The organism is Paenibacillus sp. FSL R7-0189 (assembly GCF_037969925.1).
Lineage (GTDB): Bacteria > Bacillota > Bacilli > Paenibacillales > Paenibacillaceae > Paenibacillus_AQ > Paenibacillus_AQ odorifer.
Window position 1 is genome coordinate 768049 of sequence record NZ_CP150223.1, and the last position, 22131, is coordinate 790179.

Consider the following 22131-nt stretch of genomic DNA (forward strand, 5'->3'; position numbering starts at 1 on the left):
ATTACTCATTCCGCCTTTCATTCCAACCAGTAATAAACTCGGAAAGATTCATGCTAATATATCGATTTTTGAGTAAATGTTTATAGATATTAATCAGAGTTGCTGAAAGAAATATGCTATTATCCTCTATGTTAACTAGAAGCTCACCTAATTTTTTGAAATTCACATTATTGTTCTCGCAAATTTTTCCACATTCCAGTTGAAAGCTTTTAAGTTCATCTTGAATTTGCTTCACTTCTGAATAAAGTTTGGTCATTTCTTCATTTGGATTAGGAACAATTTTTTTTGCCAGATCCTTAAGAGTAATGGGTACTATGTTTTCTAGTTCGTCTTTATAAAAAATCGCATTATCAGTCTTAATTTTTCTTTGAAGCCCAACGGCTTCAACAAACTCTGATATTGTCATTTCATTATCTAAAAACATTTGACATAAGTTATCGTTACCTAACACCACAGCTAATGATTTTAAGTACTGATTTTGCATGTGACTCATTATTTCAACAAAGGTTACTTGTGAATCGGAATCCCTTGTTTTAATAATTTCTTGATAAAAAAGTTGGCATTGAAAAGTATAATCTTCATTGACTCCAAGAACTTCTTCAATGTAAGCGTACATCGCTTCTAGTGAAATATCCCAATCCACATTACATTTCTTCTCAATATCAAGAAATGTTTTAACGAAAGCAAATCGCAAAGCGACTACATTAATGTCATTGCTAATGATATCAATAATTGTATTCTTGGATGGAATGGTGTCCAAAATACTCCAAACTAATTTTGTCACACAAAGATTAATAAATGCACTGTCAAGCGCAGCATATTCCACATTATTAGGCTGCTCTTCACAAAAGTAAACCATATGCAAGTCATAATGATCTTGACCAGTAATACGATCAATTCTACCAAATCGTTGTTCTATATCAGCGGGCGTAAACGGTAATTCATAGTTAACAATGTGATTAAAAGTGGGTAAGTTTAGGCCCACCGTCGCTAACTTATCTATGATTACAAGAAACCTGACATATTCATATTCACCAAGATTGGTTTTCATCGTGCCAATTCTGGCGAGAACTTGCTTTCGTTCTCCAATCTCATGTGTATCCCCTGTCATGCCAAGTACTCCGTCTTTACCAAATTCCTTTCGAAGGGCAGCACAAATATATTCCACTGTAGCCTTTCGGGTACAGAATATAACTGCCTTCTCATTACTTTTCACTTTATCTTTTAGGTATATAAGACATTCACTCAACTTAGGGTCAATATCTATACTATTACGGAAAACCAATTGATGAATATTCCCGATAGCTTGGTAATAACCAAACCCATAATATCCTTTTAAGTGTTCCGTAATGGCTTTCCAATTTTCATGATTAATATTGTATGTCAGTCTATGAATGACCCTGTTTTTAAAATAACGGGCATCAGAGTCAATTTGTTCTCCTACAACATTTGCTTTACATAGACGAATTATTTCTTTGAAATTTCGAGAAAACGGATTTTGGGGATCGAGAGATAATAACTTTAAGCCAAGATATTCCTTGGAATTATCAAGCGTTGGCAAAACCCTTCCTTTCTCTTTTTCCTTTTTCAATAGAGTGGCAACAAGCTCTAACTCAGTTTCTAATTCATCTATTGCATTTTTTATAGGTGTCGCACTTAAAAAAAGAACCTTTTTTGCAGAATAGTTTTTCCTGATAGTCTGGAAACGAGAAGATGAGGTTCCTTTAAATTCGTGAGCCTCATCAATAACAATTAGATCCCACCATGAATCACTTGATTGTTCAGTCACCTCATTTTCCTGTGCTAATCTATTTAACCCTTCATTCGGCCTAGACGCTTTCGTACTTGCATCTGAACCTGTAATAAGTAGATTAGCTATACGAGGGTCACAGCTAAAAAGAGAACCCTTGATTCCCTCAACAATCTTAAAATCAAATCCAAATTTTTGTAAAAGTTCACTGTACCAATTGTATGTAATGCTTTTAGGACAAATTATCAATATTCTTGCTTTAGGGTTATCTTTAATGATGTTCCAAATAGCTAGTCCAGTTTGAATTGTTTTCCCTGAACCAACCTCATCAAATATATATGCAAAGCCGTTTCTCTCCAATCTTGTTATTACGGCATATTGCAGAGGCATTAATTCAATTTCTGATAAGGGCATAAGTGTACTTCCAGTTCGCATAAGTTCCTCCTACGCAGATAATTTCGAGTTCATTTACGTGGTGGAAGCTTAGTCACTCATTTAAAAGGTCTTCCACCACTTTTACTGAAACTCTGGTATCTTAGTTATTTTCACTCCAATTAATTCACGTATTCCCGCACAAAATTTTTCTTCAGACAGGGTCAATCCTTTAGTCGGCTCTCCCTCGCTTAGTTCTCCGTTCACCCCATAAAAATACAGATCGCTTTTCTGTTGAAAAGAACTCCAAGGATTCCCCATCTGATATTGACGAATTTTAGCTTCACTTTCATCAGGATACACTAGAACTCCTGGAACAGTATTGCCCGGACTAGAAAAGGCATCCATATACGCATGAATTTGATAAAGGTCATTTCGCTCCAAACCGGTTGGCTTGGATAGACTTGCAAACGTATGCTTATATTTAGCGTCCACGACGGCAAGTACTTGTTTTGATAAGGGATTCCTCAATAAAATATCCGGCTTCAAGGCTGCTAATTTGTGCCCATCCATGTTTTGAAACAGGTGCCCAGATGCCTCTCTCTCCCGCCCTGTATGGACAACTTCAACTCCTGCTACAGTAGTTTTTAACAAATGGTACACATATAATTCCCAAATCTCAGCCATATCTAGCAAGGTTCCTGTTATCTCTTGGGTTCCTGTCGAAGTAGCACCGATCGATTTCTGATGTAATATCTTCAACGATAATTCTACGACTGAACGATATGACTCCAGGATCGCAGTATATTTTATCTGAGGTAGTTTATTTGCCGCAGTGAAGTTCGATAAGCTGCTTGCTGATGTTTGAAGTAGAAGCCCGATAATCTCCCTTCCTTTATCAGAAAGCCAAGTGCGGTCATCACCATGACCCAGCTCTTTCTTAATTTGGCGGTAAGCTTTGCTGAGAACATTGGAAATAGTAGGATGAATGACTTTGGTTCTAGATAAACTCACGAGACGATTTGTCCCTTTCCCTACCTCAAGTGCGGTTTCCATTACTTTCATACGACCGCGCAGTGAAGGCAGTTTCAAAGTTTCCTCTATGCGGGTATAAGGTAGACCGTGCTTGCTTCCAAGCATAAGCTGATCACCCCAAATTCGAGCAATCAGCTCCCACAACCACATGTTAGATCCACGATAAGATCCATTGCTCTGAATCATACGCACTCCCCAAATCTTACTGATCCAGCGATGGAATGAGCTTTCATAACGAGGTATGATTCGCAGCGTTCTCCCCTTGTAGCTGATCTCCCCCACATAACGTCCCGCATACCATTGTCCATTGCGGAATTCGATAATTGGCTCTTCATCTGCTATTTTCCCAGTAAGACGAAAGGTGAAACGTTCTTTGTCCAGATTACAGCATAAATCCTGTATCCATAGCTTCTCATCGTTATGTCTCAGCTTGATCTCAGATAAATCTTTCGCAATAATCTCTATATTTCCCTGTGAAGTTCTCATACTTGCCCTTTTAAGAATATGTCTTTCGCCTGTTGCATTAACAACTTTCTTTCGTATGCATCTGCTCCAGACAGATATTGCTCCAATAATGGAGCTAGCGAATAATTCCACAACCCAGAAATTGGTCCACGACCCTGCCCTTTTCGATTCCATAAAACCTGCTGAACTCCGGGTTGAGAATAAATGTACTTCTGTGCAAAAGAAACAACATCGCTGAAATAAGTATGACCAATGACGTAGAGTGGTCCCATGAGTTCATGATTAGCTATTAATGTATTTATCCGGACACACCGATCTGCGAGTTCTTCAAACTCCTCCTCTACTCGGCTCCATTGTCGGGGTTTACCATACTTTTGCGGCCATCGTTCCCATTTAGTTTTCACCAAGGATATTAAGTCTTCACGTTCAAACCCCCGGAAAAACCATAAAAATCTGCGGCGAAGTGCAAAATCAACTTGTTCCAACGATTGGTCAATCAGATTCATGGTCCCAATTATATAAAGATTGTCAGGTACGGCAAGCGAAAATGAGTTCCCATCCTGTCCAGCTAGCAGCACTTCACTTTCCCGATCTTCCAGCAAGGAGAAACACTCCCCCAGCACCCTACTTAAATCCGCACGGTTCATCTCATCCAGAATGAAGACAAAAGGCAGGCCTTTACCTATTCCGTTTTCCGCTGCCTTCACATCTTCAAGGACTTGCATGAATACACCATTTTTGTAAACGGTCCGATTCTGTTCAAGCTGCATTCCTCGAATGAAATCTTCATAACCATAACCGGGATGGAATTGTACACGCCGAACCCTCTGCTGCAACAGTTCATCTATGTTATTCTGATTCTTAAAAAACTTACCCGCTCCCCACTGACGCAATGTCTCCTGCCGAATAAAACGCTCTGCTAATTCTTTCGCTTCATGGGTTTTCCCGGTTCCTGGAGGCCCATATATAACAATTTGCTTTTTGATTTCTAAACCTTGAATCGGAAGCACATCTGTTTCATGATCACCATAATCCCAACACTCCATGAGAGGACTTCGATAAAAATCAAGATCCGGTTCACAGAGAATTTCACTTAATTGTTTTCTAATTGCTAGGATACGCTCATCTACATCTACAGGGATAGAATCCTCATCCAGCATATCCAAGAAAGCCTCGACTATTTGTTGTTTATGACTAGCACTCGCCATTCGCTCATACAGGTCAGGATAAAACAGATGCAAAAGAATATGGCGGGAGAGTGGATTCCCTTCTTCCTTAAGTTTATCTAACAAACCGCGAACTTTTAGATGATCTGCTGCAAGCTCTTTCCTCTCTTCTTCTGACATTTGCAGCATAGTATCAGCAAATATTGCTATGTATCGTATCTCATTATAGCGTCTTGTATTGTAGGCTATTCCCGGTCCACCGATACCATGTTCAAGAGCAGTTAGAGCATTATTCTGATCATCAAGTAATAGGTTCGCAAAAGAGGCTATTGTCTTAAGCAGTTCTTTCTTCCTGCGATAGCTTATGCTGGATGGGAAAAGCAGATACAGGTAGACCAGTTCACAAGCGAGCTGCACAACCTCTGATTTCTGGCCACTAAGTTGTCCCTTCAATTTCGTTTCGAATGCTTCTGTTGATTCATCGGTATTATCAATGAAACAAGCTCTAAATGCGTTCAAATTATCAGTAGTCCATATCTTTTCCGATGGCCAGAGCAAAGATGACCCATCCATAAGACTTTTTTCTTTCCATTCATTCGCGTAGCGATAGACATCTGAAGTATCCCATTCTTTAAATCTTGCCATGATTTTTAATCCTCTCAAATTTTGTAATTTCATTAATTCAAACCATTCATTTCAATCACACAAATGCCTTAATTCTCGATCTCTAAATAACTCTTATATAATTTCCTTAAAATGTCTCTGAAGTGACTGAATAACAACCACCCCACCGGCCTTATGCAATGGTTCATTCTGACGCTCACATTGGAAGAGCTGGACACAAGACGGGCAGCCATTAGAACATCTACAGCTTGTCATCATTAGTTCAGCCTTTTTCAACAGCACATTAAACTTTTCAGCAACAACCTCTACGATCCCTGATCCCCCTCCGACTTGGCTATCATATATAAATAAACCTGGCATCCCGAACAAAGTTGAACTCGAGTGAAATGAGACATGTTGAAAGTCAGCAGCGCTGCATTTCACAATAGCTGGAATTGCTGCGGCTAGAGCATGTTCAGCTGCATGTATACTTCCATCGAGAAGCTCCTCGAATGTAAGATCTGATACTGTTTGTATGCCCGCTAAAAGATTTCTAAGCTGACTTTTACCTTGTTCATCCCACAGCAACCACAGTGCATCTGTTTGAAACGAAACAGGGTAGGTATTGGTTAGCTGTACCGTTTCTGATGGTTTTTCATTGTGTGTGTATATTTTCTTGTAGCCGAATGTGTTTCGTTTTACAATTATATTCCCAATGTTCGCTTTCAACTCATTACCAACTAATATGAGCTTAGTAATATCACTCACTTCGATACTATCCCGTACAATACCTCGTGTAAGATAGTCCGATCTCACCTGTTCCACTAGAACCTTCCGCTGCCTCTTATCGATCCACTTTACCTTGTAATAACTTCGGTTATCTGATCCCAAAAAGATCGCATCTACATGATAATCCCTTATCAAGGAACGAGTATCTACATTCTGAAACAATATTGTTTCGTTCCATCCACTCTTACTCACGACGGTGTATGTTTCACCCATCGCAATCAATGGCAGATACTTTGGAGACTCACCCATATACATAAGTTTTCCTTCAGCCTGTTGCCATTGCTCGTCAACCTCAGCTAATACCTTCCGAAGGACGCTGGCACGAACGTAATTAATTGCATTGTAGATCGTCCCTCCTTGCTCATGCGCTGCATAAACAAGATGTTCCCTTAATATTTTTGGATTGTTAATGTTAATAGCAGCAGATTCCGGTATCTGCTGGAAGAATTCTAGCGGATTACGGGCATAATATTGTTGTAATGGCTCCTCCTGTAACATCATCACAACTAAACCATCTCCGCCTCTGCCTACTCGACCTGCTTGTTGCCAGAAGGAGGCATGAGATCCAGGGTAACCAAGCATGATGCATAGATCCAGACAATCCACATCAATCCCTACCTCCAAGGCCTTAGTAGCGACAACGCCTAATATTTCACCTTGTTGTAGCTTCTTTATAGTTTGTTCCTTGATTTCTTGAGGTAAATTAGCATGATACGGAAGAAATAAGTCCTGACCTTCTTTCAATTCTATTGATCCGGACTCATTAAGGTGTGTTCTTAGAATCATATTGAGTTCTCTACTTAAAAGCTGAGATTTTTGACGATTACTAGAGAAAATAATACTTCTCGGCCATTGCCCATTTCTGTAAACCGTTTTTAGGATCTCATAAAGATCGGATGCAACTGCTCTTCTTTTATGCTCTATATCTATAAGACCAGGGTTCCATAGAACAATATCCTTTTTATTAATCGGTGCGTTGCTTTCCATAACTTCATGGAACCCTTGTATCCCCCTCTTACCTGTTAATTCCTCAACCAAATATTTAGGATTGGCTATAGTAGCAGAACATGCAATGAATTGAATCTCCCGATTGCCTAATCTTTCACATAACATTCTTAAGCGGCGAATGACCATAGCCACTTTTGAACCAATCATACCGGAGTAATGATGCAGCTCATCTATTACGATATAACGGAGATTCGTTAAGAATCTAATTAACTGCGAAGCCTTTCCTGTCTGTGCTCCTATGCTTTGAAGAATGGGATGCAAATAATGAACATTGGTTAGCCAATAGCGTCCCTGTTCAAATACCAAATTGGAGGCCTGGTCCTTCCTCATATGCTGAGGAATATTACGTTGACCGAAAAGAAGGCCAGCAGGCACTTCTGTTCCATGGACCTTAAGCTTAGAGAAACCAGCCATTTTGAAGTTGCTTACATTTTCTTCTTCCAAATCTGCCCACTGTTGTAAATGAGCAAATTGATCCTCGACCAAGGCCTTAAATGGCGATAAATAGAGCGCGCAAGCATTTAGATCAGCTACGAGTTTTTCCATAATTGGAATGTTATATGACAACGATTTACCAGATGCCGTCTTTGTGCAAATAACTACATTCCGTCCTTGTCTTATCGCTTCGACTGCTTCACCCTGATGCTTATAGAGCTTATTAATTCCCATTGTTTCAAGCTTACTACGCATCCAACTCTCCATTGGTATATGCTCATCGTACATGCCTTGTATCTCATCAGTTTCATGGACAAATACATCCGCTCGAAGGCGTTTGCTCAGTTCTACTAATTGTCCGGCAAGGAGACTGCTATGAAATGTCTCTTGAAGTGGTAGCCTTCTATCTAGAAGCAAATCCATTTCTTCCGTCATAAGCAAACTGCTCATTATGGGACTTCCATCTTCAATGCAAAAAATGCCTTCTTCTTGTTCGCTATCGCTCTCATATTCAGCTTCAAGGGATTGCCAATCGGTGATGTGGACACCATTCGCTCGTTGCTGAATTCCCCGACGATAGCCTCTAGGGTCAGCTTTATAGCTGATCTGTACAAAATCGCCATAGGGTTTAACTGCTCCACAAGATGAACATATCAGAGGCATTTCTTAATCGTTCCTCTCGATTAAAGATTTCAGGAGTATCTTTGCTCCAGGTTTAAATAGTTCAACATTGTACTTACCGGGGAGCTGAACACAACTTGGACATCCTTCACTACAAGGGCAGCTCTCCATAAGCTCAAGTGCCTTACGCATTACCTTAGGCGTGTTCTCATATATTGCCTCGATCGTTCCAAGCCCAGATCCATTTTCTCCATAGAACCCGATAACCGGTCGATTAGCAAAAGCAGACATTCCGCTTGCAGAGAAACCTGTAAAATCATTAGCATCACAAATGATCATATCCGGAATTACCGACGTCATAGCATGCTGGGCGGCATGAAGTGAAGCTTCTTTCAACATCTCGGTAGTTCGATGTTCACTTGCCCATTCCTGGATATTCTCTTTTAGCAGCAGCCAATCTGAATCTGTAATGGTTAGCCACGTTCCTTCTGGAGCAAATTTCGTTACAGATGGATGAGTTAGAGCCACTTGTTCTGAATCACTCTTTTGCCCAAAGAACAGTTTTCTATAGCCAAATACACTTCTCTTAATCTCTAACTCACCATAAGCCATATGAAGCTCTTCAAAATCATGTCTCTGGTACGTCTGTATAATATCGATAGTATCTCTATAAGAAGATTGAGTATGATAAGTTAGCTCCTGGATAGGCAAAAGAATAATCTCACCTTTCCGGCGATTAATAGAATCCACTCGGTATGCTCGATCCCCTGGTGTCCAGTAGATGGCTCCTTCATGAAAATCTCGCATAGCGCTCCATTCATCCAACCCATCCACAACTGCATAATTCTGCCCACGAATAGAAACACTATAACTCTGACCTGAGATTGAACGGAGACTAAACTTCTTATCTACAACCGCTTCTTCTGTTCCTTCTGCTGCAACTGCGGTCTGCAAGACGGATTGAATAAATTCCTCATGTAGGTTCGGAAACATACTTTTCAGATCTATTTCCGTTAAATCCCGCCCAAGTTCTTCTTGGAGTAAAGGTAAATGAAGCGCCAATAGCTTATAATTAGTCGGATTAATTCTTACAACTTCAGGCGCTTTATGCAGAAATTCATGCGGATTACGCATGTAATATTGCTGAAGCGGATCATCCTGCCAGATGAGTATGGCAACACCCTCACCTTTCCGACCTACACGTCCGATCTGCTGTGAGAATGCCGCCTTCGAACCAGGATATCCAACCAAGACAGCCAGACTCAAATCACCAATATCAATCCCTACTTCAAGTGCATTCGTAGTAATAACGACGTGGATGTCGTGGGATTTCAGACGTTCGATAATTCGTTTCCGAGTCTCATTAGGCAATATTCCCGTGTAAAAGGCAGCTAGTTTTTCTCCTTCGACACGTTCCTTTGGCAAGCGAAGAGGCTGTCTTAAAACGTCTTTAATATATTTGGTAAACACCATCGTCTGACTCCGGGAGGGCTGAAAGATAATACTCTTAATTACTTTCTGATTGACTGTCATAGCTTGCTTAGCAATCGTAATTGCATCCGTTGAGGGTGCACGTCTAACCTGCTCACCAGCTGATATCCCTGGATTCCATAGAACGATCTCTTTGCGCTGATGAGCTGAACCATCCGTATCAATGAGTACAAACTCTTTAAGACCTGTTAGATCCTGAGCCAATTTCACCGGATTATCTATAGTAGCCGAACTGGTTATGATCTGAATGTTTCGGGTATTTCCTAGCTCACGGCAAACCTTAAGCAATCGGCGTAGTACAAGTGCAACATGGGACCCAAACGTACCGCGATACAAATGCATCTCGTCCAACACTATGAATTTGAGATTTCTGAGATAATTTCGGATATGCTGACCAGAAGTATATTTCAACACTTGCACCTGACCAAGGATAGAATGATGAATCATATCCGGGTTGCTCATCCATATCTGTGCTTGTTCCATGATCCGCTGCCTTGGCCCATTTTCGGTATCCCCATCCAGTCGACCTACATGAATGATACGTTCGCCCAACTTCAATGGGGTCTCAAACCAATCATCCAAGGATGGTTGAGCAGATGGGTTTATTTCGCCAAACCGTTTGAGCTGATCCAACTGATCATTAGCTAAGGCTTTGGTTGGGAACAGGTACAAAGCTTTATCTTCCGGGTGTTCATAAAGATAACTAAGAATAGGTAAGTTGTATGACAAGGTCTTTCCGGAAGAAGTAGAAGTAACTAACACCACATTAGATTTTGCATGGACCGCTTCTGCTGCTTCCCTCTGATGATCATAAAGTTGATTTATGCCCATTCGGCTCAAAGCTTCCCGTATCGGCTGCGGTGTGAAATCTGGAATTTCTGCATAAATAGCTTCTTTTGCCGGTAACGTATGTACGTAGATCTCTGCATCCTCAACATCGGCTAATGCTTTTAGCTTCTCCAGAACTTCATGAGCGGAGAACTCACTACTGCTCACACCCGGAATCCGAGAATCTTCACACAACGGAATTTCAGCTTTTTCCAGATGGACAACGGCCTGACATTCCGGGCAGTAGACTCCTTCCAGATGATTTTTATAGATTTCCATTATGGGTGACCAATCTGAACATTGGATTCCAGTGGGGGTATACTCTAATCTCCGCTGCTCTCCAACCTGACTAATTCTATGAGATATTTGAACAGCCTTAAGCATACTTGAACATACTGAACATTTCAGAAACGCCATTTCTACTCCGCCTCCATCCATTCATCTTACCGCCTGTTTCCATTAGACCATATTACCTAGACATCCACCTGTCAGCGAACGTATGTTCATTTGAAAATATTCCCTTATTCGAATTAATTCGACAAAACAGGTCGGAAGTCCTTGCTAACTAAAAAAGACGACAAGTATGTCGTCTTGATTAATCTCAGCTTTATATTGCCTGTTCCTATAAGAATACACACTACACCAACTCCTCAGCCTCCTCCCAAAACTCCACTCCCTCATCAAACTCCGGATCATAATTTTTCTCTTCCCCAGTTAAATATTTCGACAGAATTTTTGTGATCCGAATACCATACGGATATATTGTGTGTTTATCGTAATTCAGACCTACTCTTCGTAGCTGATCAACTAAATTAGCCAGATCATCACGTTCCATCTCATCCAGCTCTCCCAGAGGAATGTACTCAACCGCTTTCTGCTGAAGCAATAGTTTGCTAGGAGACAGGAACTTGATATCTTCGTTTCTCACACCAGACCATGCTCTTGGCCTTCCACCAACACCATAATAAATCCCTAGTGGATCTTTGAAAATCCCCGAAGCTTTGTTGAATTTCTCTTCAGCATCATCTTCAATAATCCTATATTGTGGCACATCATCCGTCATATTGACACGTATAAACTTAAGACGGGCATCATTTACTAGTCGTTCGCTCAGATAAGGAACTTTATCGTATTGAAGGTCAGTATTTCGAATGACTGGAAGCCAGTCCTTTCTCAGTGTCGCATTGATTATTACTGTTAGCTGCTTTACATCTTGACCAAGCTCACTCTCAATAGCTCTGACCATAAAATCCAGAAAAAGCTGTTTGCTTTGATTCCATTTGCCCGGATTTTCCAACGTTTTGGCCTGTTCCAGATAAAAAGGTGCCTCTCCTAAAGGTAACCATGACTCAATTCCGAATATCTTTAACATCATCTCAGTTCCGTCCATTTTCGATATGACAGGTAAATGTTTCTTGTCTGCTTTTAAAATATTAAAGGACAGGACCGGACCACATGAATCTAGCTTGGTCACATTGTTGCTTAGGAAGCCTGCATCATTAAGCAAATCAAATAATGCATTGATTATGCGAGCAGTATCCCCCTTCTCATCTCCAGTAAGAGGATGTATGAACTGAGTAAGACGTCTTGCCTTTTTCATCCCTTCCCTTATAGCTCTCTTAGGATCACCGTCTTTGCTCCAGTTTTCTTTAGGCGCAATCTCCATTAATGCCAATGTCCGCTGATCCCCGGAAGAGCGTTCTTCATTAAGCAGCTTGTTAATTTGATTCACTCGCTTGATAAAGGCAACATCAGCTTTATATGTTCCAGCTTCCAGTTCACTTACAATTTCAACAGGATTGCAGTGTACGAATTCTACGGTTACATCCTTATCGCAATTGAGCCCATAAACATTCTCTGAAATTTGACGATTAAAGATTATTGATTTATTTCCCAGTGATTTTTGTTCAGTCGTGTACACTTCTTTCATTGTGTTAAACATTGCTTCACTGCCATATACCTCAATAATTAGCTTTTCAGCTTGATGTGCAACAATAGGAAACCGAATATCATTCATTCTCTTTCGAGGAATCTCTGGGATATGAAATAACGGCGTTAAATGATACATAGCAAGTACTTCTTTAAACTTATTAAACAGACCACTTTTCTCCGACAGCCCTAGTCCTGACTTCACATAATTACCTTTGCCATTGAACGAATGATGATTGACTACATAGGCAGTGACTTCACCATTTCCGTCCAGGAATGCAGCAGGATTAGAGAGCAACATATCCGGTTCGAAGGATTCTCCGTACAAAACATCCCAATACAAGCCATCCAGGGCTGTTCTCCAGACTGCAAAAGGCGGTGTCCCCCCTCCACTGCCAGCACGACGCTCAAACTGAAGCTGTGAGAAAGAAAGCTTCTCTTGCAAAGTATACGGATTACGGACTGACACAAGAACAGAACAGGCATGGTCCGCTTTTAAATAACAGGAACCTTCCTTAATTTGTGCGTTCTTCAAATACCGCCTTGTACCTACAGTTACAAGAATAAGTGATCTCTCAGCATCCCCGCCACGATTCTTCAGTTCAACCTTCAGTACATATGAAAAAGGATCGTGTTTCGGTGATTTCCTGATCGGAGTGGAGACACATTCATGCTGATTATTAAAGATCGTATGATGAAACTGGAGCTCCTCCACTATACCTTGCCCTAACTCTACCGTTCGAAGTTCTTCACAGAACCTATGAGCTGCCAAGCCAGGAAGCCATTGGTATTTATCAATAGATTCATGAAGTTCGCCAAAATTAGAGGTTTGCCATACCAGTCCAGCCTCTTTAATCTCTTCCGGGAGATTCGCTTCTGAATATCCTTTCAAATATGCAAACCAGCCTAGAGTGAGCTTTTTAATATGAGACTCTGGAATTTCAACAGTAGAAACAATCCATGGCAAGTCTTTTTGCAATACTTTATTATTTAAATCCACATGAACAATCTCCGGAAATATGCTCTTTAGCTTCTTGCAGAGAGGTTCAACCTTATAAGCAAGCTTGTGGTTTTGGGGTGTCGCTTGTGTAATGAAAAAATTGCGCCAACTGTCCGGCATATGCATGACATGAATCGTTTCATGATAAAATACCGCTTCATTTACTTCCAGTGCAAAGAGCTCCATTCTGTTCATATACTGCCTCCCATATTCATATTATTAATCGCTTCGCTAAAGGGCCCATATAAACTTTGGAAAATAGTATCCTTCTTGTTCTTGCGCATAACTGCTGCCCATACTTCAAGCATCGAATATCCTTCAGGGGTACCAGCTGGTTTAGCGTTGAACTTAGCATCACAGAAGTAGACACGTGCCTCTAACCCTCCACGCAGCAAACGGCCGATCATCTGCCATACCGGAACAAAAGTGTACCACCCCATAATCTCTCTTTCATTGGGACTTAAGATCGACCAGAAATCCGGTTTCATATACATATGCCCCAACTTACCGCTGCTAATTTGCCGTAGCTTGGTAACCGCCTTATCGTAAACAAAGTTCTTTCCTTCTATCCGACGCAAATATTCTGGCAAATACGCATGCAGGACCTGAACAAGATAATTCAGATCATTGGGTATGGGGTAAGGTCGAACCAGAAAGAATACTGAACCGAAGAGGGCCTGTCCCTGCCTATCTAATATGTTATATCCCCGACCAACGGACAATAGGGGTACAATCAATACCTCAGCCCCTTCCCGATAAAAGGATTCGATCAATACTCTGGAATACTGATCTTCTTGGTGGCGATCATCCCTGGAGAGCGCCTTATATCTGCCCGCCCAAGTTCGATCATTCCGAAAAACACTGCAGACTGTTTCAACATCATCATATGAGTTCACAACCAGCAATACTCTCCTGTTGTTACCTTCTGTTCTCCAGTGTTTCAGTTCATATTCTATATCTGGCTTTAGATGCTGCACTATCCCACTTAAATATTGATTTCTTTGTTCTGGATCACGAATACCTGACACCGAATAAAATTCTCCACGAACCTCATCAAGCACGGGCTTATAATTCATCTGAATAACTGAGCCTTGGCGGTTTGCTCGTAGTAACCATTCTGAAGGTGTCTTCAAGTCGTAATGAGCCGACTTCGGAGCATGACTGGTTCCAGAGAGAAATACAACCGCAGGACCTGCTTTCTCGTCACATTCTTGATAAAGATTATGCCAATCATGAAGCAGCAGACGGCCCACTGCAGTGTATTCAATCAGCTTGAACTCTCCTGTCTTTTCATTGTCAGGCAATTCATATTTATATCCCAAGGTAATCCCGGTCATCGCTTCTTTCATAAATGCCTGATAATCCCTCTGCATAGTAAACAACGGGGAGAAATTAATCGTTAGGCCAAGTTTAGCTTGAATCATAGGAAACGTAGTTAAAATGTACTTGATACTCTCCTCTGCCCTACATAAGTACAGGAAGAATTCAAGCTGCGCAAAGAGCAGTTCTTTTTTCACCCTGGGTTTAAGGACACCGCTCACTTTGGATACAATCTGCTCTAGGAGTCTCTGTTTCTGTTCGGAGCTTTCTGCCTCTACAATCTCATCAACGATTCTTGAGAGTATTGGATCCTTGTATGGATCTGAGGCGTATTCGCTGAAACGTTTGAATAACCTTGACTGTAATTGAGGATTGCCAGAGAGTTTTTCACTTAGTGTGCCCGCCAGTGCTGCCACCCGAATGAGATTATTCCTAATATCCTTCCTAAGCGTCTGAGACAGTTCCAGTTTGTTATAAATTCGCCAGATCATCTGATCCAGCATACGAAGCCTATCGTTCCATTCAATAAAGGCAGGATCACCAGCATACTGACCATAATAGCCACTGGTAAGCTCATTAGACTCATATCTCAACTGTTCAAAGATGTCGTCAGCTGCCCCGAACACATTGTATTGTGTCAAAAAGGTCTCATCGAACTGCTTCTGCACCTGATCCGCTTCATCTACAAAAACAACATCAAGCAGGTCATACATGGCTTCGTAAATCGTTCTCTCCAAGGGATCAATCACTGCTGATATACGTGTCTTCAGCACACTTGGCGCAGTTGCAACCCATACCTCAGCATTCTGCAAGGAAGATAGATCTTTATATACACCACAGACATGTGCAAGCGGGCATTTCACAGATGTATCGTCTTGCTGCAACTGGATACAAGGATATCTGCTGCTCCGATCATAATCTTCAGCCAACGCTTTAATGATACAGACATCAGATAAATGAATAAGTGACTCATACTGCTGGCTCTGCCAATCACTAACCTCTTGAATGCCACTGCTATTCGCAAACAAATAGTTATTAAGATGATCTTCTCTGGAGGTTCTCCCAATAACAGGAACAGCAAGTATTCCAAGCTTACGTAGTTCTCTGACACGTTCAAGGGCTTGCATAACGCTACCTTCAATGAAGCCTACCCTCGCACCCTCTTGTTTTACCAGCCGGTAGGCTTCCATCATCATAAAAGTAGACTTCCCTGCTCCAAGCCCCCCACCAATGTGCTGATTCCCTTGATACACAAATTCTAGATCCATACCATCAAGCGATTCCAAAAGCACAGACTTGGCTCTACTTACCCACATGGCCGATGCTCCCAGGAGTTGATCCATCTCCGTTGCTAATCTAGCTCCGTTATATGGGACCGAAAGCTTAAATATTCTTTTAGGCCGATAAGCTGGCAGAGGTTTGATTTCATTGGAGAGCATAGATTCAGGGATTTTCCCGTGGAAGGTGATCCATTGCCCACCTCGAATCCTTCGAGAGTATGTAAACTCTTTTTCATTAGCAAAGGGTTTAGTATTCAACTGGCGTGGGATGGGGTGTTCAAGGATACTGCTATAAATAGAAGAACGGTCAATTAAATAACGCGGAGCAATACGAATAGCTCCTTCATCTTCTTTGATTTCGTATAACCGATACTCACTCCCAATTTCCCCATAGGCATTGATTCGTTTCAGGAGATTCTTCTTGGTTCGCAGTTCAGGAAATAGAATTCTCAGCCGGGTGGTGATATCGGGGCGAGTTGTATGTTTCAGAATGGGTTCATTGTAACCAACCAGAACTGACCACGCCTGATGGATGGATAGCTTAGGATCGATCAAAGTGCAGCCTGTAATAAATAACTCCATGCTCACCAGAAGGTTAATTTCGGATTTACGCAGTTGAAGTGATTCAAACGCCTTGATGATACCTTCTGAAAGCTCCCAATAAGTCTGCCTCACAGAAACACCTTCTTCAGCGTGGATTCAATTTCGTTCTCCATGATCATTTCGATATACTCCCGAGCAGTTTCGTTTAGCAGATTCATACTTCGTTCACGATAAGATGCGAAGAGCTGGCTGCGATAATTCGGAACTACAATAAGGCATTTATTCTTGTACTTTTCCAGGTAGGCAGGACTCTGATGATTGAAGAAATTAGCAAGCGTCCGTGGATCTCTGAAATCCTTAACATCAAGAAAGATCGTTTTGCCATCTTCTGATACCAAGAGATCATATTCATCCACATTGGGATAGAGCTCAACCAGATATCCCTTACGAATCAATCGTTCTGCGATTCTAAGTTCAGATATTCCAGGCAGCAATACAAACCTTTGAATTCCGGGCACAAGTCTCAATACCCTTTCCTTCCCGAAATCAAAAGAACTTATGAACTCAAAATCAGCAAGCAAATGGCAGATATCTTCTTTATTACAACGCCACCGGTCATTCTTATATTCCAGGGTCCAGCCACAGTGGGGGCATTTCCGAAAGTTAGCCATTATAGGTGTTATTTCTTCATAACATTGTTTGATCAGATTCGTTAGTTGAATATCAAGGAAAGTATCGGCAAACTCAGACAATTGAAAGGAAGTAACTACGGCATTTTGTGGATTAGATAGAAACGTGCGGATAAGAGCATACTCCTGCTGAAGCTGCCGGCCTTCTTCTCGGCAGTACATCAGGATCTCATACATAGTCTGTTGCTCCGCATCCTGTGGGGAGACATATCTGTTCAGGAACTCATCAGCATCCGGCGTTAAGCCAATAAATTCTTCTAATAAAGGAGCATCTTCGGGGTAATAGTCTTGGAGGTCAGGGATACCCCACTCTTTGGATGGGCGATGAAGAATTTTCAGTAGATGATACAGATCAACCGGAGGTTGATCTGTAGAAGCAGCTGTCTGTTCTATGAATAACAGCATTCCCTTATAAAGCTCGTCCGGAATCTTGCCGTAGTTGCCTTGCCATTTGTTAATCCCTGTTATCAGGGACAAAAGAGTGTCATGCGTTTTAGCCATAGAGCACCATCCTATTAGAAGATTGATAGATATAGGATAAACTATGGTTGTGACTAAGAGTTGTCAGCGAATGTATGTTCCTAAATGGAATTTTCGAACTCTTGTGAAGTCACTATTTCAAGAAACCAATTCTGGCTCAGTAAAATATTTATTTCGATTTCCTTGAATCTCGATATGAGACTCCCAAACAAAAAATTTCCAATGTTCACCTATACCTGGTGAAAACACAATGAATTCAGGAGTTATCATTTTTCTGAATTCTTTGAAATCGATATAATATACTTTACTTCCTTCGAGTCTTACTGCTAAAACTGAAATGTCGGCATCATCTAAAATTCCAACTTGGGCCATGTTCAAATCAAACCAACCACTGCCTTTTTTATGTAATTTAGAGCCCGGAGTACATGCAACAAAGCACTTCCCATTGGTCCTACCTTCGAACATGATTTGTTTTCTTGCGATGGTTGTTAATTTACAATGGTATTTATTACTCAGCAATTCAATTATTTGATCCTTTTATGGAATCGACATATTCTGTCCTCCATTTCCTTTTCTTATATAAAGAGTTTGTGTATGAATTTTTAAACAATCAAGGTAATCATCTTCTTATACCAACAGCTTATCTATCAAATCTCTTAGAGAGCTCATGCCACCTCCCGGCATAAGCGATACAGCCCCCATATTATATTTGTCGTGAAAATCTGCCGTGAAATAACGAAGCTCATCGCTCTGAACTGGAGTCAAAATATAAACGCTCTGAACTGCACGTTCGTCGTTACGGCGTAACAAGATACCATCCTTGTACTTATGCATTTCGCCTAGTGCTGTTCCTAAATTATTTGCGACTCTATATTTAGGATCGAGAATATATAAGCGATCTTCTGCATCAATAACAATGTCAGGAACCATCCTCTGTGTAACGGTGTAAAAGTGCGGGGAATTATTTTGGAATACCCGTTGATAAGATAGTCGCATACCATTCTTTAACTGGACAACACTCTCGTTGTGCTCTGCAAAATGAAGAAAAACCCCTTCCCTTCTGGTTCGAAATAACCCACTGCTGTCTTTTAATAGGCCCTTTTCCCGAAAAAGCTTTACAAGCTGCATATAACACCATATCTCATATAGCGCAAAAGTTTCTCTCAGAGGATAATTGTAACTCATGCCAATTCGTTCTTTCCCATGCTTGTATAAGCGATCAAACCATTGATAGCACTGTCGGTATACGGGATGTTTTCGAAACACTTGGGATATTCTTCTCAGCCCTTGGTAGGGAGTAACTTGCTTGAAAAAAGGATCTCTTAGCCAATACCCTACTTTATCCGCATAGGCCTCTACCCTTATTGCATATTCTACCGGACTTGCTTTACCGTATAGTTTCAACAGATGTCTCAGCTCTACCAGTTGCTGCTTTAACAATCTATTCTCATAGCTGTTGTAGCTATCCTCACGGGCTGAAGATTTCACTGTTTCCGGTATGATTCCAACTGCGCTGCGCCCACTATTTCGCTCCAGCCAGGCCAGTGTTTGGGCATCCACCGTCTTGACACGATCCCGTCTCATATGCCGTTCGCGGGTTTGAAGCACCCTCGTCGGCTGCTCAATCACGTGACGGATCATCGTTGAAAGTGAAGCGAACGACGCTTCTATGTAGCTCCATTGTGCTAAAGAAAGCTCCCGTGAATGCTGATCCGCTTCAATTCCCGTTTTGATATCCGAATGTTCGAAACAAAGGGATGCTTCCTGCAAAATCTCACTTAACATGAGGTGATATTGGTCCTGAGTCATTTTCCGGGTATCCGGATAAATATAAGAATCGAGCTTTACCCCATTGATTTCAAAAGTGACCTGTCCGCTATAAAATGGTGTCGACAATTGTCCATAAGCTTCACCTTCACTCATCCGCAGCGGAAAGTGCTGCAGGCCGCAAAATTGAATCGAAGGCTGCTGCTCAAGATCATTCATTACGTACTTCCAGTCGTAGGTAGTAGCCTCGGTCAAGTAGGCCTCATCCAAGGTAACCCACGCTTCACCGTTTATGCGGAGCAGAAAATTATCGCCAGAACTGTGTTGCTCCATAGCGTACAAGCTCCTTCTCCATACGAATAATATGACCGTAGCTCACAGAATCTTCACTCAAATGTTCAAAAAAAGCTCTTTTTAGATCTCCAAGTAATTCTGCTATCCGATCGTCGCCTCTAAGCTTAGGTAGCACCTTTTCCGCAATAACACGATCCAGCATGGCGTTACTTGATGCTTGATGCTCAATGTCCAACAATAGATGGCCGTTCATCTTCTGAATCATCTCATTCATCGTCCGATATCCAAAATGCAGGTGAAATGGAGCCAGCAAACTGTGCAACTGCATCAAAATTTTAAATTCGTTCTGCAATCCCGCTCTTACACCATCGTCTACACGACTCCAAAATGTTTCCAAATCCACCTCACTTAACGTCATAACGAATGCACGATCTAATACCTTGTCCGAAATGCTATGGGTCGTTTCATCTACATTAATCGTACCCAAGAGGTATACGTTAGGCGGTATGCTGATCTTGGAAGGAATCAGATCCAAATCATCCCGGTTATGCAAAGGAATTTCTTTGTGCGACTCCACTCCGCTTAAGTAATCGCTTAAATAATATTCGACCCGAGCGAGGTTCATTTCGTCCAGCACAATAAAATGCGGTTTCTCTCGCTCCTCATGAGCGTGCAAGATTACCTTTAGAAACTCTGTCATGATGTAACGCTGCTCAAAGGAACTGTAATACCCAAACAGAGCAGTCGCATCCGTCCAATCAGGACGGACAGGTATAATAGACAAATACGGATTGTCAGCTTCATAGGACAAACCATATACCGCATTTGCGTAGAGTTTGGCCAACTGTGTTTTACCCGTTCCCGAGATACCGCTTAGTATAACGAAATGTTTATCGTCCAAAGCTGTTAAATTCAGATGCAGATCACGGATTAAATCTTTATCAAACGTCAGGGAGCAGTTCTGAATCGCCTCATAAATGACTGTGAAATTAAAATTGCTGTTGTATTCAACGGCGTCCGTTGAAGGATCATCGTCTGGGGAAGTGTCATCCATCGGTTCAACACTTGGAGCATCCGTTTCGAGCAATTTGAATTTACCACGACCTGCTACATGGGCAAACAACAATGCAGCACACACCAATCTCCCTTTAACTTCCCCTATTTCTTCTTCAAATTGCCGCTCAGTATTGTTATACGTTCCGATCCGATACTCATTGTGACGTACTTCAATATCATGCTGACCAAGCAAGTTCATGGCTTCTTGCTTCAAATCTTCATTATTTTGGTTAGTTGTACGAAACGCTTTCACTAACCACCATTCATTTAGACCACTACCAAGTAACATCTCAACATTCGTATAGATGTGATTATGTTTCTCTATATCAATAGCAAGCATCGGCCTAGATGAGCCAGTTCTTGTCTCATACTCTCTATAATACAAACAGCCTTGTACAATGGTTTGTCCATCCCGTTTTAGAGAAAACTCTTGTTCCCGTTGACCTGACTTCTCATTCCCCATAACGCCATATTGAATCTGATAGGGTCTACCGAACAGTGTTGCTGGATAAGTCGATTCAACGGAACCGAGCAGATTCATAATATTTGCAGCTCTTGCACATTGCTCTCTGTACTCCAACAAATACTTTCGAAATGCAGACGTCTGCTCCCAAATTTGCCTTAATATATCAATAATTACTTTTGGATCATACTCCCCCTTCAAGGGAAGCTCCAGCCCCATGTAAATCCACGGTCTAATTCTCGGCTTGATCATATCAACGATTGTTTGATCTAGAACAGTCCGCTCAATTTCGTTTCTTGTAAAGGATCCAGTTCTGGTGAACGTTCTGATCTCGGGATTCAGTTCGCTCAGCATCGCATTCAGACGCTCATTCTTTATCAACTCATTGACCAGATAGAAACTAAGTTCTATATACACATACATTCTTTGCTCAACACCATTAAACTCAAGTGTCAGCAGATTGAACTCTTTGTCCTCTATTTTACGAACGATTTGAGCAAAGTACTTTTTGCCTATACTCGTATCTTTCTTCTGTTCCGCATATTTAGGATTTAATGAGTCATGGTAGGTGGTCACTAATGTCTGACCATAGGTAGCAATTCTATAATCCTGACCAACTAACTCCGTGGCTAACTGATCTAGTTCCGATTTCCAAAACTGGTCCATGGTATCGTTAACTTTCTTGCACCGTTCCGTAGTGTTATCAATATCGAAGATTTGCTGGTATTGGGTTAAGTTGATCATAAT

Annotated in this window: 11 protein-coding genes; all 11 read right to left on the reverse strand. The window is 41.4% G+C overall.

Annotation, left to right across the window (positions count from 1 at the left end):
- Position 1: 1 nt before the first annotated feature.
- The 11 genes from MKY63_RS03315 to MKY63_RS03365 all read right to left on the reverse strand — a co-directional run bounded on the left by MKY63_RS03315 (position 2) and on the right by MKY63_RS03365 (position 22128).
- Entirely contained in the window at positions 2–2185 is a 2184-nt protein-coding gene (locus tag MKY63_RS03315) for a DEAD/DEAH box helicase (RefSeq protein ID WP_339811514.1), read from the reverse strand.
- An 81-nt stretch (positions 2186–2266) separates the two neighbouring features.
- Complete coding sequence (locus MKY63_RS03320) at positions 2267–3643, reverse strand: hypothetical protein (protein ID WP_339811517.1); 1377 nt, start codon at positions 3641–3643, stop codon at positions 2267–2269.
- A complete protein-coding gene (locus MKY63_RS03325; RefSeq protein WP_076141160.1) occupies positions 3640–5433 on the reverse strand; it encodes an AAA family ATPase in 1794 nt (597 codons plus the stop codon). The genes MKY63_RS03320 and MKY63_RS03325 overlap by 4 nt, the downstream gene beginning before the upstream one ends.
- A 93-nt stretch (positions 5434–5526) precedes the next feature.
- Positions 5527–8286 carry a DEAD/DEAH box helicase gene (locus MKY63_RS03330; RefSeq protein WP_076141159.1) on the reverse strand — a complete coding sequence of 920 codons (2760 nt, stop codon included), beginning with the start codon at positions 8284–8286 and terminating at the stop codon, positions 5527–5529.
- 3 nt (positions 8287–8289) lie between these two features.
- Positions 8290–10980 carry a DEAD/DEAH box helicase gene (locus MKY63_RS03335; protein ID WP_170914187.1) on the reverse strand — a complete coding sequence of 897 codons (2691 nt, stop codon included), beginning with the start codon at positions 10978–10980 and terminating at the stop codon, positions 8290–8292.
- Positions 10981–11200: 220 nt separating this feature from the next.
- Positions 11201–13687, reverse strand: coding sequence for a DUF3962 domain-containing protein (locus MKY63_RS03340; RefSeq protein ID WP_339811519.1), 2487 nt, complete (start codon positions 13685–13687; stop codon positions 11201–11203).
- The gene (locus MKY63_RS03345) at positions 13684–16767 is read right to left on the reverse strand and encodes a hypothetical protein (protein ID WP_339811521.1); all 3084 of its coding nucleotides are present in this window, start codon (positions 16765–16767) and stop codon (positions 13684–13686) included. Before MKY63_RS03345 ends, MKY63_RS03340 begins: the two co-directional genes overlap by 4 nt.
- Complete coding sequence (locus MKY63_RS03350; protein ID WP_339811523.1) at positions 16764–17825, reverse strand: hypothetical protein; 1062 nt, start codon at positions 17823–17825, stop codon at positions 16764–16766. The genes MKY63_RS03345 and MKY63_RS03350 overlap by 4 nt, the downstream gene beginning before the upstream one ends.
- A gap of 117 nt (positions 17826–17942) precedes the next feature.
- On the reverse strand, positions 17943–18323 hold the full coding sequence (locus tag MKY63_RS03355; protein ID WP_141118467.1) for a hypothetical protein: 381 nt from the start codon (positions 18321–18323) through the stop codon (positions 17943–17945).
- 108 nt (positions 18324–18431) lie between these two features.
- Positions 18432–19904 carry a DUF2357 domain-containing protein gene (locus MKY63_RS03360; protein WP_076141153.1) on the reverse strand — a complete coding sequence of 491 codons (1473 nt, stop codon included), beginning with the start codon at positions 19902–19904 and terminating at the stop codon, positions 18432–18434.
- Complete coding sequence (locus MKY63_RS03365) at positions 19879–22128, reverse strand: hypothetical protein (RefSeq protein ID WP_076141152.1); 2250 nt, start codon at positions 22126–22128, stop codon at positions 19879–19881. The genes MKY63_RS03360 and MKY63_RS03365 overlap by 26 nt, the downstream gene beginning before the upstream one ends.
- Between the last annotated feature and the right edge of the window lie 3 nt (positions 22129–22131).